Below are 25,154 nucleotides of genomic sequence, written 5' to 3'. Positions count from 1 at the left end.
GCACTCCGGCCCGACATTCGCGCCGCTTCCACCACCTGGCCTGAGGCCAGCGGAGGCCCGCAGGTGGCCGCGAAATGTAGCGCGCAACCCTGTCGTGTTCCCGTACTCGACCCCAGAACGCTTGCGTCAGCAGGGTCCGGCTTCCTCGTCGGGGATCCTGATGGGAGTTCCGTCGAGAGTGGCGTGCCCGGTGGACCACGGGTTCTGGTGCAGGCAGCCGTTGCCGTGTCCGGGCACCCTGATCACCTCGCCGTCGTGAGGCTGCACGGTCACTGACGCCGCCTCCCACGTGGTGCCGTCATAGGTGTACTGCTGCGACTTGAAGACGACGGCCCGATCGGTCGGGTTGCTCACACACACCGAGACCGTGAAGTCGCTGTTGTTCGTCTCGTCGGTGTAGTCGCCGTCGGGGGACTGGTGACTCCCGCAGACGTCGACCCGGGGCGGCAAGTGGCAGTAGTGGTCGACTTCACGGAGGTACTGGGCCGTGGGCGGGCGGTAGCTGTCGTGGCGAACTGTTCCGTCCTCGGTGTGTGACGTGACCGTGACCACCGGGGCCAAGCCGGGATCATCACACTGCGGTGCCTCGACCATGACGTTGACCTGAAACCGAGTTTTGGCAGCCACGGGGAAGGGATCGGGCTTCGGGTCGTAGTCGTCGTACTTGACGGACCACAGTTCCGGATCGCCCTCGATCTTGAGCGGCATCTCGTCCACGCCGGTTACCCAGCGGTCGTCGGGGAAGGTGAGCCAGGTGCTGAGTGACAACCCGCCGTCGAAGGCACCCGCGTCCAGTACGGGATCGGCCTTCGCAAGAAGTCGGGCCTGGTCTGCGGTGGAGTTGCCACCGGAGCCCGGCCCCTGACTCAGGGCGCCGCCCAGCCACGCGCCGCCGACAGCGATCAGCGCTACGACCGCACCGATTAGAAGCACGCTCACTCGCCGCATGTCCTCAGCCTCGACTCTGCGAGAAGGCGAGCGTCGGAGACTTGTCGGGCATACCCGAATTTGGGGAGACGGCAGGCCCGCATTGTCTGCGTGGAGCACGACCTGAACGCTCCTGCGTCGAGGCCGCCAGAGGCGCGCAACGCGCCTCGAAATGTCATCGTGGGTAATTCCCCACTAATGCCGCACAAGGCCGGGAGAGTTGACGGGAGACCCTTAATTCGCGACGTATCTCCGCAGGTCAGAGGCACAAGCGAGGCCCGCATGAGGAATTGGTGGAATTGACGGGTCAAAGCCCATTGTTTGCTATTCCCCCCAGGCGTAAGATGAGAATTACAGCAGTGAAGTTTCGCCCCGCCCGAGGGCTGTGCCGCTAGGCCGCTCGGGATCACGGGAACACCGCCGCACCCGCAGCACCCGGGCAGAACGGCGAGAACTGGCGGATCGGGTTCACCCCCGGATGGGTGAAGCATCAGGTGCGAATCCAGAGGTTGCGGTGCCGTGGCACAGCGTCCCGGACCTCGTTCTCCGCAAGGAGAATTCTGATGCGTACCTTCATCAAGATTCCGCACGCTGCGGAACTCGCTGGATGCACTCCCGGCACGGTCTACAACCGCATCAAGAGCGGTGACCTCGCCGCGTACAAGTTGCCGAACCGCCGCGAGCATGTCGTCGAAAAGGAGGAGGCGCTCTCCGTCCTGACGAAGCGGCAGCGCTACGGGTCCTTCGGTCCTGATGCCGTGGTCCACGACCTCTCGAACGTGGTCGGCGTCGACTTCGTGGTGGAGGAGTCGTGACCACGGCGCAGGAGGCAGCCGCCCAGATCGGGCCGCTGACCGACGAGCAGGTCCAGAAGGTCGCCGCGCTGCTCGGCCTGGTCGAAGAGGGGGACCGGTGAGCGGCGGCGACCGGGCTCAGCACCCGGCCACCGCACGTAACTCCACCGCCGCCAAGCCTCTCACGATCGAAGCCGTCGTGGCGTTCGTGACGACGTACAGCGACTGGGGAAACCGCTGTATGGCCGCTCTCCACACGCCGCTGTGGGCCTCGCACATCCAGAACTGCCCTCGCTGCGCCGCTGTCCAGGCGGAGTGGGACCGGCAGGCCGAGGCAGAGCGGCGGGGCGTGGCATGACGGCCCGGCTGTGCATCCTGTCGGGCTGTGAGCGTCCGGTCCGGCTTCATGGGTTCTGCCCTCGCCACTGGCGTCGCTGGCGGCTCTACGGCGACCCACTGGCGTACGCGCCGTCCAAGGTCAAGCGCATCCCGACCGACGCCGAGATCGTCGCCGAGATGCAGGCCGCGCTCGACCGGCTCCGCGAGGCGGTGGGCGGATGAGCGACCTGATCGAAGACCTCCGCGAGGACGGCGAGGGTCAGTTCCCCTGTCCCTCGTGCGGTCAGACCGCCTCGGACACCTACCCCTATCCGTACTGCCTCCGGTGCACCGAGGCGCAGATGCTCGCGGCGATCGACTCCGAGCCTGAGGAGTGTGAGGAGGCCAAGCGCGAGCGCCACACCCACAACACGCGCCAGTGCCTCACGTGTGCGGTGCGTGAGGCGTGGGTCCGGGAGGAGGTCGTGCGCATCCGGACCGAGAGCCGGGCGTCTCCGCTCAACGAGGAGTGGTTCGGGACGACGGGAGAGGAGTTCGATCCCGACGAGCCTGAGCCGGTGCCCTGCGTGCTGGAGTTCGGGGATGGTCGGTTCGCGTTCACTCCCGGCATCCATGCGCTGTTCGGCTCCAGAGGGTCACTCAAGACCTGGCTGGGCTATAAAGCCGCTGTCCAGGAGGTCAAGCGCGGGAACTGGGCCCTCATCGTCGACTATGAGTTGTCGTACAAGACGACGATGCGCCGCTGCACCCTGCTGGGCGCGACGCGTTGGGACCGGCCCCAGATCGTCTACGTCCAGCCTTCGGGTCCGATCAGTGACAACGGGCGTGCTCGTCTGCTCGCTCGATTCGCCGACCATCCGCCCTCGGTCGTGGTCATCGACTCGGTAGGGATGGGCATGGCCGTGTCCGGGCTGGAGGAGAACTCCGGCACCGCCTCGGCACAGTGGATGATCGAGTTGCCCGCGTGGTTGAAGCGCCAGTGGCCCGGTGCCGTGATCCTGCCCATCGACCACCTCCCGAAGTCGGCGAACGGCCACGGCTCGGATCCGATCGGCTCCCAGCGCAAGGGAGCGATCGCGGACGGACTGTGGCTGGTCAAGAAGGTCTCCAACATCAGCCGGAGCACTCGGGGTCGGGGTCGGCTGGTCACCCAGAAGGACCGTGACGGCTGGGTCGATGAGGGCCAGGCCGTGCTCGACTTCGAGTTCGGAGGCGGTGGGCCGTTCGTGCTGACCCCTCCGGACCCACTGGTCGACGCGATTCAGCAGGTGGGGGAGGAGAAGTACCGGATCGCTGTGTACGTGAACGAGAACCCCGGCGTGACTGTCGAGGCGGCTCGGACCGCCCTCGACATCCACCCGAACTCGTTCACGGACTTGAAGGACGCCCTCGCGGCTGAGGGCGTGATCGACCATCAGAGAGGCCGTGGCCTGCGGCCCGGGCCGGAGATGGAGGCGTACCTGAACGAGGAGGAGTGAGGTGTACGGCGAGAGCCCGTACTCGTACCTGGCCGCACAGGTACGCCGCCGTGTGGGGCGAACCTGTGAGCCCACGGCGTCCGTACGGTACAGATCTTCTCTACGTACGTGTACGGCGTACGGCGCGGGCGGAGCGGAGCAACCGGGTGCTCTGCTTCACCTGCTCCGACCACGGCCCGACGACGACGCCGTTGCGGTCCTCGCGACGAGTGGGGTCGGTCCGCGCCTCCCAGGACTGGGTGCGGGCGGTCATCTGCCGCTGCTGCTTCGGCTGGGCACTCATCGGCCTCTCCTCTCGATACCCCGGCGGGGTATCCCTAGCGTAGTACGCTAGCGGCCTAGAAGACCTCAACCTCACGTTAACTTCAGGTCTGGACAGCCCGCCTCTCCGGACGTACTGTCGAAGCACTTCACCACTCGCCGCTGGCGCAAGGGCCGGGCGCTCCATCTGGAGGCTGCCCGCCGTGCCGTCGAACTCTTCGAAGCAGAAGCAGGACCAGCGTCGCCGCGCCGCACAGCGTCGTCAGGGCTGGACCGAGGAGAAGATCGTCGCGGTAGAGGCCCTGCGGTCCGGGGAGTCAGTCGCTGTCGTGCTGGAGCGCCTGGAGTCGGGGGCTGACCCGGCGGCGGCGCAGGCCCTGTTCGATCGGATGGACAAGTCGGCTCGGCTGGCGACGGAGCACCCTCCCGCTCCCGTCGTCCCCCAGGCCAGGGTTGTCTGGATTCCTCGACCGGGCCCGCGCCGCTGGCTGGGGCTGTGCTGGGGCTGCGAGCAGGAGCTGTGGGTCCAGTCGACCCGTCCCCGCGTGCCGCTGTGCGAGGAGTGCTGGGCGACCCGTCGCCGTCGCAAGGGGGCTGCGGCATGACCCGCTCCCGTCCCGTCGCAGCGACCTGCTCGCACTGCGGGCGGCGGTACCCCGCCAAGCGGCTGACCCGAGCGGGTGCCGCTGGGTGCCTGTGCCAGAAGTGCTTCGACCGGCTGCCGACGGGCCTGCGGCACACGCTGCTGCGGAAGGCCGGGCAATGAGCCGTCGCAGTGAGCCGCAGAGCGCCGCCAACCGCGTGTGGGAGACCCACGCCCGGACGGGTGAGGACACCGGGCCGCGCGTCGCACCGCCGACGAAGCCGCCTCCGCCGAAGCGCTACCGCATCCGCGTGGAGGGCTTGAAGCCTCGCCGGGAGTCGGTCGTGTCGAAGTGGAAGACGACGACCGAGGCCCTGACCGACGAGGAGCGCAGCATCGTGCGCGGCTACCGGCTCAGCGTCGGCGGCGAGGCGGCGGAGACGACCAGACGAGAGATCGAGGCGGAAGTCCGCCGAGAGAGAGGGCAGCAGTCATGACCGAGCCTGTGCCGGACCCCGAGCCCGTGGACACCCACGGCGTACCCGACCCCGGCCCCGTGCCGGAGGTCCCCGACCTGGTGGCCCCGACGAACCCGCCGAGCGACCGATGATCACCGACGAGGAGGCCGCACGGCTGCGCTCTCAGGTGCCGGACGACCCGATCCCGCGCCCTGCGGCCACAATCCCCTGCGAGTGCTGCGGCGTGGCCGTACCCGACCCCGACCCGCCGCTCAAGGACAACAATCAGCGCCTTGCGATGGGCCTCGGTGCCTACTGGGAGCACCCGTACCAAGGGCGCTACGGCCTGTGCGATTCCTGCAAGGCCCTCCGTGAGCAGGCCGAGGAGTACCTGCGGGAGCACCCGCTGCTGGTCCGGCAGGTCGGGCCGCACACGGCCCTCGACCGCATCGAGAGCGTGCTGTGGGCGCACGCGATCCTCGGGCGGAGCGTGGAGATGGACCTCGGGCTGCTCGTGCCTCGACTGGCATCCGCCGCGCACAGCCTCGGGTACCGAACCCCCACCGCCTCGAACAGCCAGGGCTGCAACGCTCGTCCTTGGGATCACGTCGGCATGAGCCAGCGCGCGAACCTCAGGGCTGCCTACGCTCAGGCGCTGGCCGATGCGGTCATGCCCAAGCCTCCTGCTCCTCCGGTGCCGATCCCGTGCCCGACGATCGCCTGCGGGTACTGCGGCGTGCCGTCCCTCCACGTCCCGGCTGCCGCTGTCGAGAAGTACGGCATGGATACAGTCGTGGGCCGGGTGTGGCGCTCGGTCGAAGCGCCGGAGGAGGCCCTCGGTGGTCCGGTGCGCCCGCACCCCATCCGGTGCCACGTCTGCCCCGCCTGCGCCGACGCGATCGATGGCGCGAGCATCGGGTGGACCTCACGCGGTCGGGCGGTGCTGGCCCACGTCGAGCGCATCTCGAAGGAGAGAGCCGACCGGCTTCGGGTGCTGCTGGCGCAGGACTACCCGCCCCCGCCGCCGCTGCCCGCGTGGCGGGCGCTGCCGCCGCCTCGCGTGCCGAACGACCAGCCGTGGGCGCACCTGCGGTTGGAGCGCCTCTAGTCTCCGCTCGGAGCCGGGCTTGGGTTCTTGCCATGGGACCCACAGGTTTCCCAGCCTGGGGCACCCGGCTCCGAGTGGACTCCAACCTCGTCCGGGGTCACCTCCCTTTCTCTCAGGCCCCGGACGAGACTGTGCCGCGACCCCGAAATCTGTATGTCAAATGTTAGGTTTTGACGAGGCGATCGACCTGGGGCTCGGCCCGATCCGCTCCCGCCGGGGCGCGCTCGGCCGGACGGCCACGGCGGTGCTCGACCAGCTGTGCCTGCTGCGGGCGGCGGCGTGAGCACGCTGCCGCTGGACGACCTCGAGGCGGTCCGCGACCGGCTCGCCCGGAGCCCCGGCGAGCTCACCCCGCACCGGGTCGCGGAGGCGCTCCGCGAGAGCGGCCGCCCGGTCGGCGACGCCACGGTGCTCGCGGTCTACGAGACGCTGCGCCGTGACGTGGTCGGCGCCGGGCCGCTCGAGCCGCTGCTCCGGATGCCGCACGTGACCGACGTGCTCGTGAACGGCCCCGACCACGTCTACCTCGACCGCGGTGCCGGACTCGAGCCGACCACGGTGCGGTTCCCGGACGAGGGGGCGGTGCGCCGCCTGGCCCAGCGGCTCGCCGCCCTCGGCGGCCGGAGGCTCGACGACGCCACGCCGTACGCCGACCTCAGGCTGCCGGACGGCACCCGCTTCCACGCCGTCCTGGCGCCGCTCGCGCGGCCCGGCACGCTGGTCTCGCTGCGCGTGCCCCGGTCCCGCACGTTCACGGTCGAGGAGCTCGTCGACGCCGGCACCCTCACCCCGGACACCGCCCGCCTGGTGCTCGCGGTCGTCGAGGCACGGCTCGCGTTCCTGGTCAGCGGAGGCACCGGGTCCGGCAAGACCACCCTGCTCGCCGCGCTGCTGTCCCGCGTAGCCGCTGACGAGCGGATCGTCGTGGTGGAGGACGCCAGCGAGCTGCGGCCGGACCACCCGCACGTCGTCGCCCTGGAGGGGCGACCCCCGAACATCGAGGGGGCCGGTGCCGTCGAGGTCCGCACCCTGGTCCGGCAGGCACTCCGGATGCGCCCGGACCGGCTGGTCGTCGGCGAGGTCCGCGGCGCCGAGGTCGTCGACCTCCTTGCCGCACTCAACACCGGGCACGAGGGTGGCTGCGGGACCTTGCACGCCAACTCCGCCGTCGACGTGCCCGCCCGCGTCGAGGCGCTCGCGCTCGCGGCCGGGCTCGGACGGGACGCCGCGCACAGCCAGCTCGCCTCCGCCGTTGACGTCGTGCTGCACCTCGGGCGTGGTGCCGACGGCGTCCGCAGGCTCCGTCAGGTCGCCGTCCCCGATCGGCGGCCTGACGGTCTCGTCTCGATGGTGCCCGCGCTCGAGATCGACGACCGCGGACTGGCGACCCCTGGACCGGCCGCCGCCGCACTCGCCGCCCGGGTCGACCGGTGACCGCCGTCGCCGCGACCAGCGCGGCGCTCGCCGTCCTCCTCCTGCTGCGACCGGTCCCTCGCACGGAGCAGCTCCGCGGACCGCGGCCGCTGCTGCTCGCCGTGCCGGCGCTCGTGCTCGTGGCCCTCGTCGTGCCCCGCCTCGGCGCCCTGGTCCTCGTGCTCACCGGCGCAGCGCTCGGTGGGCTGGGGCTGTGGCGGCGGCGCCGACGACGACGCGAGGCCTCCCTGGTCGCGGGCCACGTGCTGGAGACCTGCGAGCTGCTCGCGGGGGAGCTCGCCGCCGGACGACCGCCGGGCGCTGCTCTCGACCGTGCGGCGACGGCCTGGCCGCCGCTGGGGCCGGTCGCGGAGGCGTTCCGGGTCGGTGCCGACGTGCCGTCGGCGCTCCGGGCGCTCGGAGACGGGCTGGACGGCGCCCGCGACCTGCGAGTGGTCGCGGGCGCCTGGCAGGTCGCGCACCGCACCGGCCAGGGACTCGCCTCCGCCGTCGACCGGGTCGCCGACACCCTGCGCGCCGCCGCCGCGACCCGGCGGCTGGTCGAGGGAGAGCTCGCGTCGGCGCGGGCCACCGCGCGGCTGGTCGCGGGCCTACCCGTCCTCGCCCTGCTGATGGGCACCGGCGCCGGCGGGGACCCGTGGGGGTTCCTGCTGCGCAGCCCGGCAGGCCTCGCCTGCCTGGCCGGTGGTCTCGCCTTCGGCCTGGCCGGGCTGTGGTGGATCGAGGCGATCGCGGCCGAGGTCGAGGACCGGTCGTGACCACCTGGGTCCCGGTCGCCTGCGCGGCCGCGGCGGCGGCGCTGGCGCTCCCGGTCCGGCCGGTCCTCCGGCACCGGGTTGCAGCGGCACCGCCGTCCTCGGCGGTCGGGTGGTTGCACCGGCACCGGCTGGTCTGGAGCGCGCTCGCCGGCCTGGGTGCCTTCCTCTTCCTCCAGGGCCCGGCCGCGCCGGCGGTGGGAGTGGCCGCGGCGGTCGGCACCTGGGTCGCGGTCGGCCGGGCCGAGCCGGCCGACGTCCGCCGACGCCGGGCCGAGGTCCGGCGGGACCTGCCGCACGTGGTCGACCTGTTCGCCGCCACGCTGCGCGGCGGTGCCGCGCCCGGCGACGGCGTGGCCGTGGTGTCAGCGGCGTTGCCCGGCGCGGCGGCCGACCGACTGGGCACCGTGGCGGCCCGGCTGTCCCTCGGCCTGGACCCGGTCCAGGTCTGGGAAGGCCTCGCGGAGGACCCGGACCTCGGCCGGCTCGGTCGCGCGCTCGCCCGCGCCCAGGCCTCGGGGGCGCCGGTGGTCACGGCGGTGGAACGACTCGCCGACGACCTGGCGAGGTCGGCTCGTGCCGAGACCGAGGAACGCGCCCGCGCCGTCGGCGTGAAGGCGGCACTGCCGCTCGGGCTGTGCCTGCTGCCCGCGTTCCTGCTGGTCGGGATCGTGCCCCTCGTCGTCGCCCTCCTGAGCGCGCTCGACCTCGGATGACAGCCCACCTCCCGTCCACCGCGACCGCGGCGACGGCGGACTCCACAGCAGGGCCGGCAACCAGGGCGAACGGTCCCCGCGATCGCGGAGGGTCGACCCATCGGCCGCACCGAGCGGTCGGGATCGGAGAGCCAGATGACCCACCCCCTTCGCCACCACCGTCACGGCCGCCGAAGCCGTCGCGAGCAGCGCGGCATCACCACCGCGGAGTACGCCGTCGGCACCGCAGCCGGCGCCGGGCTCGCCGGCCTGCTCTACAAGCTGCTGACCGGCGGGTTCGGTGACCAGCTCCTCAAGACCCTGTTCGACCACGTGCTCGGGCTGCTGGGCATCGGATGACCCGGCCGGCCCGGCACTCCGACCGGGGCGCCGCGACCGCCGAGCTGGCGATGGTGCTGCCGCTGCTGATGGCGGTCACCCTCGGCCTGGTCTGGCTGCTCGCGGTCGGCGCCGCGCAGGTCCGCGCCGTCGACGCCGCCCGGGAGACCGCCCGCGCGGCCGCCCGGGGTGACGCGGTGGCCGAGGCCGTGGCGAGTGGCGAGCGGGTCGCCCCGCCGGGCAGCCGGGTCAGCGTCCACGACGACGGCGATCAGGTGACCGCCGTCGTCGTGGGCCGGGTCTCCGGCCCGGGCGGGCTGTTCGGACGGCTGCCCGGTGTCACGGTCAGCGCCCAAGCGGTGGCGGCCGTGGAGGACTCGTCGCCGTGAGGGGCGAGCGGGGATCGGCCACCCTGTTCGCGGTCGCGTGCCTGGCGGTGCTGATCCTGCTCGGCGCCGCGCTCGGCGTCGTCACGGCGATGGTCCGCGGCCACCGGGCCGCCCAGTCGGCGGCCGACCTCGCGGCGCTCGCGGTCGCCGACGCGGTCGGCACCGGCCGCGACCCGTGCTCCGCCGGAGCGGTGGTCGCGGCGGCGAACGACGCCCGGCTGGTCGCCTGCGACCTGGCCGGACGCGACGCCACGGTGACGGTGACGGTGGGCGGCCCGCACTGGCTCGGCCAGGTCGCCGACCTCTCCGCCGACGCCCGCGCCGGGCCCGCCTGACTAGAAGGAGCGCTCCTCGCGGTCCTGCTCGTCCTTGCGCTCCTCGGCCTCGCGTCGCTCGAGCTTCTCGTGGAGCTCGTTGAGCTGCTTGCTCTCGCGGCGCTGGCGGAGGGTGCGCTTGGTGCCCCACTTGGAGAACCCGAAGCCCCACACGATCGCGAGCCCGGCGCCGAGGCCGACGAAGAACATCGCCGTCGCACTGAGGTCCACGCCGAACAGCTCGGTCGAGCCGTCGGCGGTGAACAGCGCGCCCACGACGGCGACCGCACCGACACCCATCAGCAGCAATCCGAGGACGACCATGGCCGGACCCTACGGCCCGCCGAGGAGCACGTCGAGGAGAGCGGCCGCGCCGGCCTTGTCGAGCGGGTTGTTCTGGTTGCCGCACTTGGGGGACTGGATGCACGACGGGCAGCCCTCGTCGCAGGCGCACGAGAGGATCGTGTCGCGGGTCGCGGTCAGCCATGCCCGGGCGGCCCCGAAGCCGCGCTCGGCGAACCCGGCACCACCCGGGTGCCCGTCGTAGACGAACACGGTGAGCCGTCCGGTGTCGGGGTGCACCGCGGTCGAGACACCGCCGATGTCCCACCGGTCGCACGTGGCGAACAGCGGCAGCAGCCCGATCGAGCAGTGCTCGGCGGCGTGTGCGGCGCCGGGCAGGTCGCGGCCCGTGAGCCCGCCCTCGGCCAGGGCGTCGTCGGGGACGGTCCACCACACGGCCGTGGTGCGCAGGGACCGCTCCGGCAGGTCGAGCGGCTCCTCGCCCAGCACGTCACCGCCGGGCTGGCGGCGCTTGAGGAACGACACCACCTGGTGGGTGACGTCGACCTCGCCGAAGGAGAGCCGGCAGTCCCCCCACGAGGCGTACTCCCGCTCGCGCACGATCGCGATGTCGGTGACCTCGCGGGCACTGGTCGAGTAGCTCGGATCCGCCCGCTCGATGACCGCCACGTGCTCCTCGAGGTCGAGCGAGCGCACCAGCCAGGTCTCGCCGCGGTGCACGTAGACGGCGCCGGCATGGGCGGTGCCGTGCGCGCTCGAGGCGTCGACGGTGCCGATCACGCGTCCGGTCTCCGCCTCCACCAGCTGGACGGGCGAGCCGCCGGTCGACCGGATGTCGGCGAGGTCGCTGGCCCGGCGGCGGTCGGTCCAGAACCAGCCGCGGGGCCGGCGGCGCAGCAGCCCGCCCTCGGTCAGCGCGTCCACCACCTCAGCGGCGGTCGGGCCGAACAACGGCAGGTCGGCCTCGGTGAGCGGTGCCTCGTACGCGGCCGCGCACAGGTGCGGACCGAGGACGTAGGGGTTCGACGGGTCGAACACGGTCGCCTCGACCGGGGCGCCGAGCAAGGCGTCGGGGTGGCTGACCAGGTAGGTGTCCAGCGGGTCGTCGCGCGCGACCAGCACGCCGAGCGCGTCCTGCGCGCCCCGGCCGGCGCGGCCGACCTGCTGCCACAGCGCGGCACGGGTGCCGGGGAAGCCCGCCATCAGGACGGCGTCGAGGCCGCTGATGTCGATGCCGAGCTCGAGTGCGTTGGTCGCGGCCAGCCCCGTCAGCTCGCCGCGGCGCAGTGCCTCCTCGATCGAGCGGCGCTCCTCGGGCAGGTAGCCGCCACGGTACGACGCCACCCGGCCGGGCAGCGAGGGGTCGACCTCGGCGAGCAGCTCGGCGGCGGTCATCGCGACCTGCTCGGCACCGCGGCGCGAGCGGATGAAGGCGAGGGTGCGGATGTCCTCCGCGACCAGGTCCGCGAGCAGGTCGGCGGTCTCCGACGACGCCGCCCGGCGCACGGGGGCGCCGTTCTCGCCGGTGAAGGACGTGAACGGCGGCTCCCAGAGCACCAGGGACACCTCGCCGCGCGGCGAGGCGTCGTCGGTCACCGCGAGCACGTCGAGGCCGGTCAGCCGGTGCGCGAACACCTCCGGGTCGGCGACCGTCGCCGACGCGAGGACGAACGTCGGGGCCGCGCCGTACATCGCGCAGACCCGGCGCAGCCGGCGCAGGACGTGCGAGACGTGCGCCCCGAAGACGCCGCGGTAGTGGTGGCACTCGTCGACGACGACGTACTGGAGCGAGCCGAGGAAGGAGGTCCAGCGCGCGTGTCCGGGGAGCAGCGACCGGTGCAGCATGTCGGGGTTGGTCAGGATGTACTCGGCGTGGTCGCGTGCCCAGTCCCGCTGGTCGCGGCTGCTGTCCCCGTCGTGGGTGGTGACCCGGACGTCGAGGCCGAGGGCGGAGATCCCGGCGAGCTGGTCCTGGGCGAGTGCCTTGGTGGGCGCGAGGTACAGGACGGTCGCGCCGCGCTGGCCACGGGCGCCGCGCGAGCCACGCACGGCCGACAGCGCGGGCAGTTGGTAGCCGAGGCTCTTCCCGGACGCGGTGCCGGTCGCCATCACGACGTGCTGACCGTGGTGCGCCGCGTCCGCCGCGGCCGCCTGGTGCTCCCAGGGGCGGGAGACCCCGCGTGCCGAGAACGCCGCGACCACGTCCGGGGCCGCCCAGTCCGGCCACTCGGCGTGTCGGGCGGGGCGTGCCGGCAGCACCTCGAGGTGGCGCAGCCGGTCCTCGCGGCCGGGTACGGCGGCGAGCCGCTCGACCACGCCGGCCACGCCGAGGGGTCGGGATCCGAGCGCCGAAGTCACCTCGCCATTGTCCGCCACGGCACCGACAGGCCGGCCCGCGGGCAGCCCATGGGCAGTCGGTGGAGACGTTCCCGGGAGCGGCGCGACCGGCCCGACTGTCCACTACTTGTGCACACAAGGGCACGGGCGTGGTTTCATTGTGCAGGCCGGATGTCGGGGTTCACGCCGCGACGCCTCCGGCGACCTGACCAGTAGGACCGGGGAGACATAGGTGGACCTGACTCTGACGACGCGCGACGCCGGTGGCAAGACCATCGTTGCCGTCGGGGGCGAGATCGACGTCTACACGGCCCCGAAGCTGCGCGACAAGATCACCGAGCTCGTCGCGAGCGGTGTCTACGACATCGTCATCGACATGGAGGAGGTCGAGTTCCTCGACTCCACCGGCCTCGGCGTCCTCGTGGGCGGCCTGAAGAAGGTGCGCGCGCACGACGGCTCGCTCCAGCTCGTCTGCAACCAGGACCGGTTGCTCAAGATCTTCCGCATCACCGGGCTCGCGAAGGTCTTCGTGATCCACGACTCCGCCGACGCGGCGCTGGCCGGCAACTGACCTCCGCAACGGGCCCGTCGTCACCGGACGACGGGCCCGTTGCGCATTTCTCCCCCGTCACCGGACTCCTCGTGTGGGTCGGGTCACATCCCGCTGCCCACCCGGGGCGTGCCATGCGTAGACTCCGGCGCGTCCGTGAGATCTGCATCACTCCATCTCTTCCAGGAGGAAGCGCATGACGGGGATCGCTCCCGCTGTCGTCGAAGTCTCCGGAGGCAATCTCGTCCTGGTCATCGTCGTCGCACTGATCGCGCTGGGCGCGCTCGCGATGGCGGCGATGTTCCGCCAGGAAGTACTTGCCGCCGGTGAAGGCACCGACAACATGAAGAACATCGCCCAGGCGGTCCAGGAAGGTGCGAACGCCTTCCTGCAGCGGCAGTTCCGCACGCTCGCGGTCTTCGCCGCGATCGCGTTCGTCCTGCTGCTCGCGCTGCCAGCCGACGACGCGACGGTCCGGATCTTCCGCTCGGTGTTCTTCCTGGTCGGCGCCGGCTTCTCGGCCTCCGTCGGCTACCTCGGCATGTCGCTCGCGGTGAAGGCGAACCTCCGGGTCGCCGCCGCCGCGCAGGAGTCCGGCCGCGAGACCGCGATGAACATCGGCTTCCGCACCGGCGCCATGGTCGGCATGCTCACCGTCGGCCTCGGCCTGCTCGGCGCGAGCATCGTGGTGATCCTGTTCCAGGAGCACGCACCGCACGTGCTCGAGGGCTTCGGCTTCGGCGCCGCGCTGCTCGCGATGTTCATGCGCGTCGGCGGCGGCATCTTCACCAAGGCCGCCGACGTCGGTGCCGACCTGGTCGGCAAGGTCGAGAACAACATCCCCGAGGACGACCCGCGCAACGCCGCCACCATCGCCGACAACGTCGGCGACAACGTGGGCGACTGCGCCGGCATGGCCGCGGACCTCTTCGAGTCGTACGCCGTCACGCTGGTCGCCGCGCTGATCCTCGGGTCGCAGGCGTTCGGCGACCAGGGCCTGGTGTTCCCGCTGCTGATCCCGGCCATCGGCGCACTGACCGCGGTCGCGGGCGTCTACCTGTGCAAGCCGCGCGAGGGCGAGAACGGCCTCGTCACGATCAACCGTGCCTTCTACGTCTCCGCGGCGATCGGGGCGGTCGCGAGCATCGTGCTCGCGCTGGTCTACCTGCCCACCGACTGGAACGACCTGGACAACGCCTCCGGCCAGGCCGCGGACATCGGTCCGGGCGTCTTCGCCGCCGGCGCCGTCGTCATCGGCATCGTGCTGGCCGCCGCCATCCTGGCGCTGACCGGCTACTTCACCGGCACCGACTACCGCCCGGTCAAGGACGTCGGTAAGACGTCCCTCACCGGCGCCGCCACGGTGATCCTGTCCGGCCTCTCCGTCGGCTTCGAGTCGGCCGTCTACACCGCCGGCGTGATCGGCGCCGCCGTGTTCGGCGCCGCACTGCTCGCGGGCGGCTCGACCGGCCTCGCGCTGTTCGCGGTCTCCCTGGCGGGCTGCGGCCTGCTGACGACGGTCGGCGTCATCGTCGCGATGGACACCTTCGGCCCGGTCTCCGACAACGCGCAGGGCATCGCGGAGATGTCCGGCGACGTCGACGAGCGCGGTGCGCAGATCCTCACGGAGCTCGACGCGGTCGGCAACACCACGAAGGCCATCACCAAGGGCATCGCGATCGCGACCGCCGTGCTGGCGGCGAGCGCCCTGTTCGCCTCCTACACCCAGTCGGCGTTCGAGTCTGTCCAGGAAGCCGGCGGCGGCGTCGGCGACGTGCTCGGCGACTTCCTGGTGTACGACGCCAAGCTCATCGTGGGCGCGCTGCTCGGCGCGAGCGTGGTGTTCCTGTTCTCCGGCCTCGCGATCAATGCCGTCGGCCGGGCCGCCGGCGCGGTCGTGTTCGAGGTGCGCCGCCAGTTCCGCGAGATCCCCGGGATCATGGAGGGCACCGGCCGTCCGGAGTACGGCAAGGTCGTCGACATCGTCACTCGCGACTCGCTCCGCGAGCTCGCCACGCCCGGCCTGCTGGCCATCCTGGCCCCGATCGCCGTCGGCTTCGGCCTCGGCGTGGGGCCGCTGGCCGGGTTCCTGGTCGGTGCGATCGTGACCGGCACGCTGATGGCGGTCTTCCTCGCGAACGCCGGTGGCGCGTGGGACAACGCGAAGAAGCTGGTCGAGGACGGCAACCACGGCGGCAAGGGCTCGGAGGCCCACGCCGCGACGGTCATCGGTGACACGGTCGGCGACCCGTTCAAGGACACCGCCGGTCCGTCGCTCAACCCGCTGCTCAAGGTGATGAACCTGGTCTCGCTGCTGATTGTCGCCGCGGTCGTGAAGCTGTCGGTCGGAGCGGACGAGAACGACCCGCTGCGGATCGTGATCGCGCTCGTCGCGTTCGCCGGCATCGTCGTGGCGGTCTACATCTCGAAGCGGCGCACGGTCTCGATGGGAGACGACGAGGCCGGTCAGGCCGTCCCGCCGCCGCCCCCGCCGCCGGTCCAGGCCGCTCCGCCGAGCGACCCGGCGCCCACCCAGCAGTTCGAGGCGCCGACGCAGCACTGATCGGCCCGAGCACCGGCCGACGAGACAACCTGGCCCGCCCGAGGATCCCCTCGGGCGGGTCAGCTCATCTGCGGACCGTCAGCTTCACGACCTTCGACGCGGCGCCCGCCACGGTCGCGGACCCGGCGTACACGGCCTTGAGCTTGTGCGCGCCCGGCTTCAGCACGGTCAGCTTGACGACCAGCGTGCCGTGCCTGCCCTTCGCGAACGCCGCCTTCTTCAGCAGCTTCCTTCCGTCGTAGACCTTCACGCCGCCGGTGGGCGAGCCCATGCCCGGCACCTTGAGCACCAGCTTCAGGACCGCTGCCTTGCCCTTGTCGACCGTCTTCCTCGCGAGCGAGGCGGACAGCCGCGACGCGAGCTTCGCGACGTGCACCGGCGCGGTGGTGAACTTCCCGGCCTTGTACGCCGGCCGGGTCGCGGTCACCAGGACCGTGAGGTCATTGCCCACGTCCGCCTTGTCCACCTGGTAGGTCTGCGCCACAGCGCCGCTGATGGCGGTCCCGGCGCGCAGCCACTGGTAGGTGTACGACGGCGGCCCGGAGCCCTCGGTGCCGCCGGTCCACTGGCCGGGGTCGGCGGTGAGCAGCTTGCCCACAGCGCCGGTGCCGGTGACCCGCGGCTTCATCACGAACTGGATCGCGTCGCCGATCAGCGGCTGGACCGGGTCGCTGGTGATCGTGTTGTCCGTGAACCCGTCCTTGTGACCGGTCACCGTCACCGACACCGCGTGACCGAAGTCCGCTGCCGCCAGTGCGTACGTGGCGGCCGTGGCGCCCGCGATCGGGGCGTCGTCGCGGAGCCACTGGTACTTGCTGGTCGCATCGCTCGGGTCCCAGGTGGGCCCGGACAGCGTCAGCGTGGTCCCGACCTTCCGGGCGCCGCCGATCGTGACGTCGCCGGTCGGGCTGACCTGGGTGCCGGTGGCGAGCGGGATGTTCAGGGCATCCGTCACCACGGTGAGGCCGGGCACGCCGAGCAGCGCGCCGGTGACCTGCGCCGAGATCGCGTGACCGGCGTCCTCGAGGCCGGGCACGTAGGTCTGGCCTGTCGCGCCCGGGATCGGCGCTCCGTCGCGGAGCCACTGGTACGACGTGGTCACGCCGGGCAGGCTCCACACCGGGTCGGTCAGCGTGATCAGCTGTCCCACCTCGGCGGACGCGGGCAGGCCGAGCCCGCCGACGAGCGTGAGGATCGTGTCACCGGGGTCCCCGGGGTCCCCGGGGTCACCCGGACCGGCCGGGGCGATCACCGGGACCGCGTTGCTGGTCCACGTGCAGCCGATGGCCCCGAGCAGCGTGACCGCCTGCTGCACCTGGATCACCTGGCCGGCGTCGGAGTCCACCGGCGTGTACGACGTCCCACCGCTCCGGAACGTGGTGCCGTTGCGCAGCCACGAGACCGAGCTGCTCACCAGGCCGAGGTCCCACGTCGGAAGGTCCGCGCTCAGGAGGTCGCCGACGGAACCGGTGCCGTCGAGGGAGCCGCCCGTGCTGCGCCCGTCGCAGAGTGCGCGGGCGGAGGACGGGCCGGCCAGGCCGACGGCGAGGCCGGTGGCGATCAGGACGGACACGAGCAGGGCGCCGAGGGCGCGTGAGAACCGAAGCATGGCCGCGTGATGCCCGTCACAGGGGCTCCCCAATCTGCGGTCTGGACCATCGCTCAGGAACGCGGTCTAGTGTCGCCCCGTGAGTGCGCCGTCGATCTCGGAGCTGCCGCGTCGCCTGCGCGCGGCTCTGGTGATGGCCGGCTTCACCTACGACGGCGTCGCCGAGGTGCTGGGCCCGGTCGCGCAGGCCGCGCTGGCGCGCAACGAGACGACGCCCGGTCTCCGGCGTACGACGGGGGGCTGGCCGCTCGAGACGCTGATCCGGCTGTTCCTCCTGCAGGCGCCCGTCGAGCTCGCCGCCGCCCAACGAGCCCTGCCCGGGCTGGTCGACCAGCTGGTGGCCGAGGGCTTCCTCGAGCGGGCCGTCGGCGAGGTCGCGGCCCTGCTGGACGTGCGGCCGTACGCCGCCGACGACCAGCACCTGTGGGTGGCCAGCGACCTGACTCCCGGGCTGGACGGGGGCGCCAGCAGGGTCGGTCCCGACCACGTGCTCGGGATCAGCTCGGCGTCGACGTCACTGGCCCAGCTGACCATTCGCGACCCGATCGAGCGCTCCCTGGACCTCGGCACGGGTTGCGGGGTCCAGGCCCTGCACCTGGCCGGGCACAGCGCGACCGTGGTCGCCACCGACGTCAACCGTCGGGCGCTGTGGCTGGCCCGGTTCAACGCCGCGCTCAACGAGGTGCCCGCGGCCGTCGACTTCCGTGAGGGCTCGTTCTTCGAGCCGGTGGCCGGCGAGCGGTTCGACCTGATCGCCACCAACCCGCCGTTCGTGATCTCGCCGGCGACCGACGAGCGCCTCGTCTACCGAGACTCGGGGCTGCCGGGCGACCGGGTCGTCGAGGACATCGTGCGGGGCGCCCCGGACCACCTCGCCGACGGCGGCTGGTGCCAGGTGCTCGCCAACTGGGTGATCGCCCGGGGCGTCCCGTGGGACGAGCGGCTCGCCGGCTGGGTCCCCGAGGGCACCGACGCCTACGTCGTGCAGCGCGAGGTGGTCGACCCCGCGGCGTACGTGGAGCTCTGGCTCAAGGACGCCGGCCTGCACGGCTCGGTGGACTACCTGGTCCGCTACGACACCTGGCTGTCCTGGTTCGAGGAGCAGCGCATCGAGGCCGTCGGCTTCGGCTGGATCAACCTGCACCGCACGGGCTCCTCGGGGCGCGAGCTCCTGGAGTGGCCGTACGACGTCGAGCAGCCGATCGCCCCCGCGATCCGCGACTGGGCCAGGGCCGCCGCCACCCCGGTCGACCTCGACGCACGGCTGATCGCGCGCACCGACGTGCGCCAGGAGACGCTGGGGCCGCCGGGCGCCGAGGACCCGGAGACGGTGCTGTTGCGCCAGCAACGCGGCTTCCGGCGGGCCCGCCGGGCGGACACGGTGGAGGCGGCGTTGGTGGGCGCGTGCGACGGCGAGCTCACCGTCGGCCAGATCCTCGACGCGATCGCGCAGCTGCTCGGCCTCGACCCCGCCGGGACCCGGGAGCGCTACCTGCCGGTGGCCCGCGAGCTGGTCGCCGAGGGGTTCCTCACCGCTCGCTGAGCGGCCGCCCGGGAATGGCTTTCGCGCGGTTCGCGCTACCGTGTCCAGCCGTACGTCAGAAAACACCCCAGGAGACAGAGGACCAGTGGCCCACAAGTTGGTGATCGTCGAATCCCCGGCGAAGGCCCGCACTATCGGCGGGTACCTCGGCCAGGGGTACGTCGTCGAGTCCTCCATCGGCCACATCCGCGACCTCCCGAACAGCGCCGCCGACACCCCGTCGAAGATCAAGGACAAGCCGTGGGGCCGCCTGGCGGTCGACGTCGACAACGGCTTCGAGCCCTACTACGTGGTGCCGCGGGACAAGAAGTCCCACATCTCCAAGCTGAAGTCGCTGCTCAAGGACGCCGACGAGCTCTACCTCGCGACCGATGAGGACCGCGAGGGCGAGGCGATCGCCTGGCACCTGCTCGACGAGCTCAAGCCCAAGAACATCCCGGTCAAGCGGATGGTCTTCCACGAGATCACCAAGCCCGCGATCCTCGCCGCCGCGGAGAACCCCCGCGAGCTCGACATGGACCTCGTCGAGGCCCAGGAGGCGCGCCGCATCCTGGACCGCCTCTACGGCTACGAGGTCAGCCCGGTCCTCTGGAAGAAGGTCATGTCCGGCCTCTCCGCCGGCCGTGTGCAGTCGGTGGCCACCCGGCTGGTCGTCGACCGGGAGCGCGAGCGGATGCGCTTCCGCCTCGCGTCGTACTGGGACCTCGAGGGCACCTTCGACGCCGGCGCCGCGCACGACCAGCGGATGTTCCCCGCCAAGCTGCACTCCGTCGACGAGGTGCGGGTCGCGCGCGGCTCGGACTTCGGCCAGGACGGCGTGCTCAAGGCGAACGCGAACGTCGTGCACCTCGACCGGGCCCGCGCGGAGGCGCTGGCGGCGGCCCTCCAGGACACGACCTTCGACGTCCGCTCGGTCGAGGCGAAGCCCTACCGGCGCTCGCCGTACGCGCCGTTCCGCACCACCACGCTCCAGCAGGAGGCCAGCCGCAAGCTCGGCATGAGCGCCTCGGTGACGATGTCGGTCGCGCAGCGGCTGTACGAGAACGGCTTCATCACCTACATGCGTACAGACTCCACCACCCTCTCCGGCGGCGCGGTCGGTGCGGCCCGCGCGCAGGTCCGGGAGCTGTACGGCGCCGAGTACCTCCCCGACGCCCCGCGGGTCTACGCCAGCAAGGTCAAGAACGCGCAGGAGGCGCACGAGGCGATCCGGCCCGCCGGTGACAGCTTCCGGACGCCCGCGCAGACGGGCCTCACCGGCGAGCAGTTCCGGCTCTACGAGCTGATCTGGATGCGGACCGTCGCCTCGCAGATGAAGGACGCGGTCGGCCAGTCCGTCTCGATCCGGATCGGCGGCGCCGCGGCGTCCGGCGAGGACGTGGTGTTCTCCGCGACCGGCCGGGTCATCACCTTCCACGGGTTCCTCAAGGCGTACGTCGAGGGCACCGACGAGGGCGCCCAGAAGGACGACGCCGAGACCCGGCTGCCGAACCTCGTCGAGGGCGACGCCGTCAACGCCGCCTCGATCACCGCGAGCGGCCACGAGACCAAGCCGCCGTCGCGCTACACCGAGGCCACGCTGATCAAGGAGCTCGAGGACCGGGAGATCGGCCGGCCCTCGACGTACGCCTCCATCATCGGCACCATCCTCAACCGCGGCTACGTCTACAAGAAGGGCACCGCACTGGTGCCGGCGTGGCTGGCGTTCTCGGTGACCCGGCTGCTCGAGGAGCACTTCCCGCGGCAGGTGTCCTACGAGTTCACCGCGGGCATGGAGGACGTGCTCGACGAGATCGCCGGCGGCCGCAAGGACCGCAACACCGAGCTCGCCGAGTTCTACTACGGCTCGGACACCGTGACCGGTCTCAAGCCGCTGGTCGACGGGCTCGGTGACATCGACGCCCGTGAGCTGGCGACCTTCCCGATCGGCGACGCGGACTCCGGCATCCACCTGCGGGTCGGCCGCTACGGTCCGTATCTCGAGGGTCCCGACGACGAGGGCACGCCGTACGCCGTCCGCGCCAACGTGCCCGACGACCTGCCGCCGGACGAGCTCACGGTCGCCAAGGCCAAGGAGCTGCTGGCCAACCCGGCCGGCGAGGAGATCCAGCTCGGGGTGCACCCGGAGTCCGGCCTGGAGATCGTGGCGAAGAACGGCCGGTTCGGGCCGTACGTCACCGAGGTGCTGCCGGAGGATGCGCCCAAGAGCGCCCGGCCGCGCACCGGCTCGCTGTTCAAGTCGATGTCGCTCGACACGATCACGCTCGACGACGCGCTGAAGCTGCTCTCCCTCCCCCGCGTGGTCGGCACCGCCGAGGACGGCGAGGAGATCACCGCGCAGAACGGCCGCTACGGGCCCTACCTGAAGAAGGGCACCGACTCCCGCTCCCTGGCGTCCGAGGACCAGCTGCTCACCATCGGCCTCGACGAGGCGCTGCGGATCTACGCCCAGCCGAAGCAGCGCGGGCGCGCCGCGGCCGCCGCGCCGCTCAAGGAGCTCGGCGTCGACCCCGTCTCGAAGCAACCGGTCGTGGTCAAGGCCGGCCGGTTCGGCGAGTACGTCACCGACGGCGAGTACAACGCGACCCTCCGCAAGGACGACTCGGTCGACGCGATCACGCTCGAGCGCGCGGCCGAGCTGCTGGCCGAGCGTCGAGCCAAGGGCCCCGCCAAGAAGGCGGCGAAGAAGACCGCGAAGAAGAGTCCGGCCCGGAAGACCGCGAAGAAGGCCACCAAGAAGACCACGAAGGCTGCCGCCAAGAAGTCGTGAGTGCCGGCCGCGCCGATGGGTACCCCGGGGCATGGTCGATTCAGCTGAGGGTCGTAGGCGCCTCCTGTTGCTCGTGGTCCTCGGCATCATCGTGCTGGTCGTCGCGGCGTACCTGGTGATCGCGCAGGTCGAGGGCGACCACACCGACCAGATCGACCCGCAGAACGGCGACTCCGCCCCCAGCCTGGTCCGCTGAGCCGGCGGCCGGCCGACCCGCGGTGGAATCCGTCGGCGGTGCCCCGTAGGTTCTCCGCGTGAGCACGGGACCCGGGGTGTACGCCGACACCGGCGTGTTCGTGTGCTTCGAGGGCGGCGACGGCTCGGGCAAGTCCACCCAGTCCGAGCGCCTCGCCACCTGGCTGGAGGAGGAGGGCTACGTCGCCCTGCTGACCTTCGAGCCCGGTGACACCGAGGTCGGGCGCAAGCTCCGGACCATCGTGCTCAGCCCCGAGACCGGGGAGATCTCCGACCGCACCGAGGCGCTGCTCTACGCCGCCGACAAGTCCGAGCACGTCGACTCCGTCGTGCAGCCTGCGCTGGACCGCGGCGAGGTCGTCATCACCGACCGGTACGTCGACTCGATGCTGGCCTACCAGGGCACCGGCCGGGCGCTCGCGCTCGACGAGGTCGAGCAGGTCGCGCGGTGGGCGACCCACGACCTGCGGCCGCACCTGACCGTGGTGCTCGACCTCGAGCCCGCGCACGGGCTGGGCCGCTTCGAGGAGCGAGACCGGATCGAGGGCGAGTCGCTGGAGTTCCACCAGCGGGTCCGGGAGAGCTTCCTGCGGATGGCGGACGCCGACCCCGACCACTACCTCGTGCTCGACGCCCGGGCCGACCTCGACGAGATCACCGCCCAGGTCCGGAAGGCCGTCGTACCCCTGCTGGCCCAGGCGGTCAGGCGGTGACCGTCTGGGACGGGCTGGTCGGCCAGCCGAAGGTGATCGAGGCGTTGAAGGCCGCCGCCTCGGGCCACGGGATGAGCCACGCCTTCCTCTTCACCGGCCCTCCGGGGTCGGGGCGCTCGAACGCCGCGGTCGCGTTCGCCGCTGCGCTCCAGTGTGAGCAGGACCCGCCCGGGTGCGGCACCTGCCACGCCTGCCACACGGTGCTCGCCGGCTCGCACGCCGACGTCAGCACGGTCCGCACCGAGGGCCTGTCGATCGGCATCAAGGAGGTGCGCGACCTGGTCCGCCGCTCCGCGCTCGCGCCGGTGGGCAGGCGCTGGCAGATCGTGATCGTCGAGGACGCCGACCGCGTCACGGAGCCGGCGTTCAACGCGCTGCTGAAGGCCATCGAGGAGCCGGCGGAGCGGACCGTGTGGATGCTCTGCACGCCCACGGTCGAGGACGTGCTGCCCACGATCCGCTCGCGCTGCCGGCTGGTCTCGCTGACCACGCCGACCGCCGACGACGTCGCGGACTTCCTGGTCCGCACCGACGGTGTCGACGGCGCGCTCGCGTCGTACGCCGCGCGCGCCAGCCAGGGCCACATCGGTCGTGCCCGCGCGCTGGCCCGCGACGACGAGACCCGCAACCGGCGCCGCGAGGTGGTGGCGATCCCCGCGCAGCTGACCTCGCTCGGTCGCTGCATGCAGGCCGCGTCCCGGCTGACCGAGGTCGCCAAGGAGGAGGCCGACGCGATCACGATCGAGCTCGACGCCCGCGAGAAGTCCCAGCTCGACACGGCGTACGGCGTGGTCGAGCGCGGCCGCCGGCCCCGCGAGTACGCCCCCGCCCTGCGTGACCTCGAGCAGGACCAGAAGCGGCGCGCCAAGCGCCGCCAGCTCGACGTCGTCGACCGCGGCCTGATGGACCTCGTGTCGGTCTACCGGGACGCGATCGCGGTCTCCGCCGGCGCACCCGGCCAGCTCGTCAACGAGGAGATCCGCGCGGACGTCGAGCTCCTCGCGCGGGTGTCGCCGCCGGAAACCAACCTCCGGCGGATCTCCGCGATCTTCGAGGCCCGCGAGCAGATGCTCGAGTTCAACGTGCAGCCCGCGCTGGCCCTCGAGTCGATGATGGTGGCGCTCGTCGCTCCCGAGGCCCGGACCAGGTGAGGCGGCTGGTCGTCGCGCTCGTCGTGATCGCGCTGGTGTTGGGCGCCGGCGTGGTGACGGCGATCGTGGAGGTCGGTGACCGCGGCTCGGCGACCGCGGTCCCGACCACCGCTCCGGAGCCCGGTGCGCAGCGGCCGCCGGAGGCCGCGCTCGCGCCGTACTACACCCAACAGCTGTCCTGGTCGCAGTGCCGGGACGGGGACTTGTGCTCGACGCTGACCGTGCCGCTGGACTACCACCACCCGGACGGCGACACGATCGGCCTCGCGCTGCTGATGGTGCCGGCCGCGGACCCGGGGCACCGGATCGGCTCGCTCGTGGTGAACCCGGGTGGCCCGGGTGCGTCCGGCACGGACTACGCCGCCAACGCCTCGTCGGTCTTCCGGCAGCCGATCCTCGACGTGTACGACGTCGTCGGCTTCGACCCGCGCGGCACCGGCGGCAGCGACCCGGTCGACTGCCTCAGCGACGGCGAGCTCGACCAGTACGTCGCCGAGGACCCGGACCCGGACACCTACGCCGAGACCGTGCAGTACCTGCACTGGGTCGACGAGCTCGGCCGCGGCTGCGAGGAGCGCTCCGGCGAGCTCGCCGCCCACGTCACCACGGTCGAGGCGGCTCGCGACATGGACGTGCTGCGAGCTGCCCTGGGCGAGTCCCGGATGGCCTACTTCGGCGCGTCGTACGGCACCAAGCTCGGCGCGACGTACGCCGACCTGTTCCCCGCCCGGGTCGGCCGGCTGGTGCTCGACGGCGCGGTCGACCTCTCGATCAGCTCCCGGCAGCTGAGCCTCGAGCAGGCCGCCGGCTTCGAGACCGCGCTCCGCGCGTACGTCTCCGACTGCGTCGACCGGGGCGACTGCTTCCTCGGCGCCTCGCTCGAGGACGGGCTGGCGAGGATCAGGGGACTTCTCGACTCGGTCGACGCGAGCCCGCTGCCGACCGACGACGGCGACCGCCAGCTGGAGGTCGGCAACGCGTTCTACGGCGTCGTGCTGCCCCTCTACAACCGCGACTACTGGCAGTACCTCGACCAGGCGCTGCAGCAGGCCTTCAGCGGGGACGGCACGCTGCTGCTGCGGTTCTCCGACCTCTACAACTCGCGCGGTGCCGACGGCTACACCGACAACAGCACCGAGGCGCTGTACGCGATCAACTGCCTCGACGACCCCTACGCGATCGCCGCGAGCGAGGTGCCGGCCAACCTGGCGGACTTCGAGAAGGCATCCCCGACGTTCGGCCGCGTGTTCGCCTGGGGGCTGACGACGTGCGACGGCATCCGGGTGCAGGCCACCGAGCACGACCGGAGGATCGACGCGAAGGGTGCGGCGCCGATCGTCGTCGTCGGCACGACCCGGGACCCGGCCACGCCGTACGAATGGGCCGTCCACCTCGCCGACCAGCTGGACTCCGCGGTGCTGGTGAGCCGCGACGGCGACGGCCACACCGGCTACAACGCCGGCAACACCTGTGTCGACACCGCGGTCGAGGACTACCTGGTCGACGGCACCGTTCCGGAGGACGGCCTCAGCTGCTGATGCTCGCC

General features: G+C 72.1%; 26 protein-coding genes. 21 read left to right on the top strand and 5 right to left on the bottom strand.

Annotation, left to right across the window (positions count from 1 at the left end):
- Positions 1-126: 126 nt before the first annotated feature.
- Positions 127-948: a hypothetical protein gene (locus ACVW2K_RS01800; protein WP_457201315.1), complete on the bottom strand. Its 822-nt coding sequence runs from the start codon at positions 946-948 to the stop codon at positions 127-129.
- 542 nt (positions 949-1,490) lie between these two features.
- Between ACVW2K_RS01800 and ACVW2K_RS01795 the strand changes: the two genes are divergently transcribed.
- The 3 genes from ACVW2K_RS01795 (at position 1,491) to ACVW2K_RS01785 (ending at position 3,538) form a co-directional block, all read left to right on the top strand.
- A complete protein-coding gene (locus tag ACVW2K_RS01795; RefSeq protein WP_457201314.1) occupies positions 1,491-1,742 on the top strand; it encodes a hypothetical protein in 252 nt (83 codons plus the stop codon).
- Between the two features lie 333 nt (positions 1,743-2,075).
- The gene (locus ACVW2K_RS01790; protein WP_457201313.1) at positions 2,076-2,282 is read left to right on the top strand and encodes a hypothetical protein; all 207 of its coding nucleotides are present in this window, start codon (positions 2,076-2,078) and stop codon (positions 2,280-2,282) included.
- Positions 2,279-3,538: a hypothetical protein gene (locus ACVW2K_RS01785; protein WP_457201312.1), complete on the top strand. Its 1,260-nt coding sequence runs from the start codon at positions 2,279-2,281 to the stop codon at positions 3,536-3,538. Before ACVW2K_RS01790 ends, ACVW2K_RS01785 begins: the two co-directional genes overlap by 4 nt.
- Positions 3,539-3,638: 100 nt before the next feature.
- On the opposite strand, the gene ACVW2K_RS01780 is transcribed toward ACVW2K_RS01785, so the two are convergent.
- Entirely contained in the window at positions 3,639-3,821 is a 183-nt protein-coding gene (locus ACVW2K_RS01780) for a hypothetical protein (RefSeq protein WP_457201311.1), read from the bottom strand.
- Between the two features lie 579 nt (positions 3,822-4,400).
- Here ACVW2K_RS01780 and ACVW2K_RS01775 point away from each other — a divergent pair.
- The 10 genes from ACVW2K_RS01775 (at position 4,401) to ACVW2K_RS01730 (ending at position 9,895) form a co-directional block, all read left to right on the top strand.
- Positions 4,401-4,565 carry a hypothetical protein gene (locus ACVW2K_RS01775; protein ID WP_457201310.1) on the top strand — a complete coding sequence of 55 codons (165 nt, stop codon included), beginning with the start codon at positions 4,401-4,403 and terminating at the stop codon, positions 4,563-4,565.
- On the top strand, positions 4,562-4,879 hold the full coding sequence (locus ACVW2K_RS01770; protein ID WP_457201309.1) for a hypothetical protein: 318 nt from the start codon (positions 4,562-4,564) through the stop codon (positions 4,877-4,879). Before ACVW2K_RS01775 ends, ACVW2K_RS01770 begins: the two co-directional genes overlap by 4 nt.
- A 109-nt stretch (positions 4,880-4,988) precedes the next feature.
- Positions 4,989-5,948, top strand: a complete 960-nt coding sequence (locus ACVW2K_RS01765; RefSeq protein ID WP_457201308.1) for a hypothetical protein — start codon at positions 4,989-4,991, stop codon at positions 5,946-5,948.
- Between the two features lie 160 nt (positions 5,949-6,108).
- Positions 6,109-6,231 (top strand): hypothetical protein, encoded by a 123-nt coding sequence (locus ACVW2K_RS01760; RefSeq protein ID WP_457201307.1) that lies wholly within the window; start codon positions 6,109-6,111, stop codon positions 6,229-6,231.
- Positions 6,228-7,382, top strand: a complete 1,155-nt coding sequence (locus tag ACVW2K_RS01755) for a TadA family conjugal transfer-associated ATPase (protein ID WP_457201306.1) — start codon at positions 6,228-6,230, stop codon at positions 7,380-7,382. Before ACVW2K_RS01760 ends, ACVW2K_RS01755 begins: the two co-directional genes overlap by 4 nt.
- On the top strand, positions 7,379-8,140 hold the full coding sequence (locus tag ACVW2K_RS01750; RefSeq protein WP_457201305.1) for a type II secretion system F family protein: 762 nt from the start codon (positions 7,379-7,381) through the stop codon (positions 8,138-8,140). The genes ACVW2K_RS01755 and ACVW2K_RS01750 overlap by 4 nt, the downstream gene beginning before the upstream one ends.
- Entirely contained in the window at positions 8,137-8,853 is a 717-nt protein-coding gene (locus ACVW2K_RS01745) for a type II secretion system F family protein (RefSeq protein WP_457201304.1), read from the top strand. The genes ACVW2K_RS01750 and ACVW2K_RS01745 overlap by 4 nt, the downstream gene beginning before the upstream one ends.
- A 135-nt stretch (positions 8,854-8,988) precedes the next feature.
- A complete protein-coding gene (locus ACVW2K_RS01740) occupies positions 8,989-9,192 on the top strand; it encodes a DUF4244 domain-containing protein (protein ID WP_457201303.1) in 204 nt (67 codons plus the stop codon).
- Positions 9,189-9,560 (top strand): TadE family type IV pilus minor pilin, encoded by a 372-nt coding sequence (locus ACVW2K_RS01735; RefSeq protein ID WP_457201302.1) that lies wholly within the window; start codon positions 9,189-9,191, stop codon positions 9,558-9,560. The genes ACVW2K_RS01740 and ACVW2K_RS01735 overlap by 4 nt, the downstream gene beginning before the upstream one ends.
- Positions 9,557-9,895, top strand: a complete 339-nt coding sequence (locus tag ACVW2K_RS01730) for an Rv3654c family TadE-like protein (RefSeq protein ID WP_457201301.1) — start codon at positions 9,557-9,559, stop codon at positions 9,893-9,895. The genes ACVW2K_RS01735 and ACVW2K_RS01730 overlap by 4 nt, the downstream gene beginning before the upstream one ends.
- Here the strand turns inward: ACVW2K_RS01730 and ACVW2K_RS01725 are convergent, their stop codons facing one another.
- A complete protein-coding gene (locus tag ACVW2K_RS01725) occupies positions 9,896-10,198 on the bottom strand; it encodes a hypothetical protein (RefSeq protein WP_028638702.1) in 303 nt (100 codons plus the stop codon).
- Between the two features lie 9 nt (positions 10,199-10,207).
- The gene (locus ACVW2K_RS01720; protein ID WP_457201300.1) at positions 10,208-12,535 is read right to left on the bottom strand and encodes a DEAD/DEAH box helicase; all 2,328 of its coding nucleotides are present in this window, start codon (positions 12,533-12,535) and stop codon (positions 10,208-10,210) included.
- Between the two features lie 211 nt (positions 12,536-12,746).
- Here ACVW2K_RS01720 and ACVW2K_RS01715 point away from each other — a divergent pair, with 211 nt between their 5' ends.
- Entirely contained in the window at positions 12,747-13,085 is a 339-nt protein-coding gene (locus ACVW2K_RS01715; RefSeq protein WP_028638704.1) for an STAS domain-containing protein, read from the top strand.
- Between the two features lie 175 nt (positions 13,086-13,260).
- Complete coding sequence (locus ACVW2K_RS01710; RefSeq protein ID WP_457201299.1) at positions 13,261-15,627, top strand: sodium-translocating pyrophosphatase; 2,367 nt, start codon at positions 13,261-13,263, stop codon at positions 15,625-15,627.
- A 64-nt stretch (positions 15,628-15,691) separates the two neighbouring features.
- Here the strand turns inward: ACVW2K_RS01710 and ACVW2K_RS01705 are convergent, their stop codons facing one another.
- Positions 15,692-17,236, bottom strand: a complete 1,545-nt coding sequence (locus ACVW2K_RS01705; RefSeq protein ID WP_457201298.1) for an Ig-like domain repeat protein — start codon at positions 17,234-17,236, stop codon at positions 15,692-15,694.
- Between the two features lie 79 nt (positions 17,237-17,315).
- Between ACVW2K_RS01705 and ACVW2K_RS01700 the strand changes: the two genes are divergently transcribed.
- From ACVW2K_RS01700 to ACVW2K_RS01675, 6 genes are all read left to right on the top strand, one after another.
- Positions 17,316-18,779: a DUF7059 domain-containing protein gene (locus ACVW2K_RS01700; RefSeq protein WP_457201297.1), complete on the top strand. Its 1,464-nt coding sequence runs from the start codon at positions 17,316-17,318 to the stop codon at positions 18,777-18,779.
- An 85-nt stretch (positions 18,780-18,864) separates the two neighbouring features.
- Positions 18,865-21,549: a type I DNA topoisomerase gene (gene topA, locus ACVW2K_RS01695; RefSeq protein WP_457201296.1), complete on the top strand. Its 2,685-nt coding sequence runs from the start codon at positions 18,865-18,867 to the stop codon at positions 21,547-21,549.
- A 67-nt stretch (positions 21,550-21,616) separates the two neighbouring features.
- A complete protein-coding gene (locus tag ACVW2K_RS01690; protein WP_269320362.1) occupies positions 21,617-21,745 on the top strand; it encodes a hypothetical protein in 129 nt (42 codons plus the stop codon).
- Between the two features lie 58 nt (positions 21,746-21,803).
- Positions 21,804-22,457 (top strand): dTMP kinase, encoded by a 654-nt coding sequence (gene tmk, locus ACVW2K_RS01685; RefSeq protein ID WP_028638709.1) that lies wholly within the window; start codon positions 21,804-21,806, stop codon positions 22,455-22,457.
- Positions 22,454-23,608, top strand: a complete 1,155-nt coding sequence (locus ACVW2K_RS01680) for a DNA polymerase III subunit delta' (RefSeq protein WP_457201295.1) — start codon at positions 22,454-22,456, stop codon at positions 23,606-23,608. The genes tmk and ACVW2K_RS01680 overlap by 4 nt, the downstream gene beginning before the upstream one ends.
- Complete coding sequence (locus tag ACVW2K_RS01675) at positions 23,605-25,146, top strand: alpha/beta hydrolase (RefSeq protein WP_457201294.1); 1,542 nt, start codon at positions 23,605-23,607, stop codon at positions 25,144-25,146. The genes ACVW2K_RS01680 and ACVW2K_RS01675 overlap by 4 nt, the downstream gene beginning before the upstream one ends.
- The last annotated feature ends 8 nt before the right edge of the window (positions 25,147-25,154 follow it).

Source organism: Nocardioides sp. HB32, from assembly GCF_054058995.1.
This window is presented reverse-complemented; position numbering and strand designations above follow the sequence as displayed.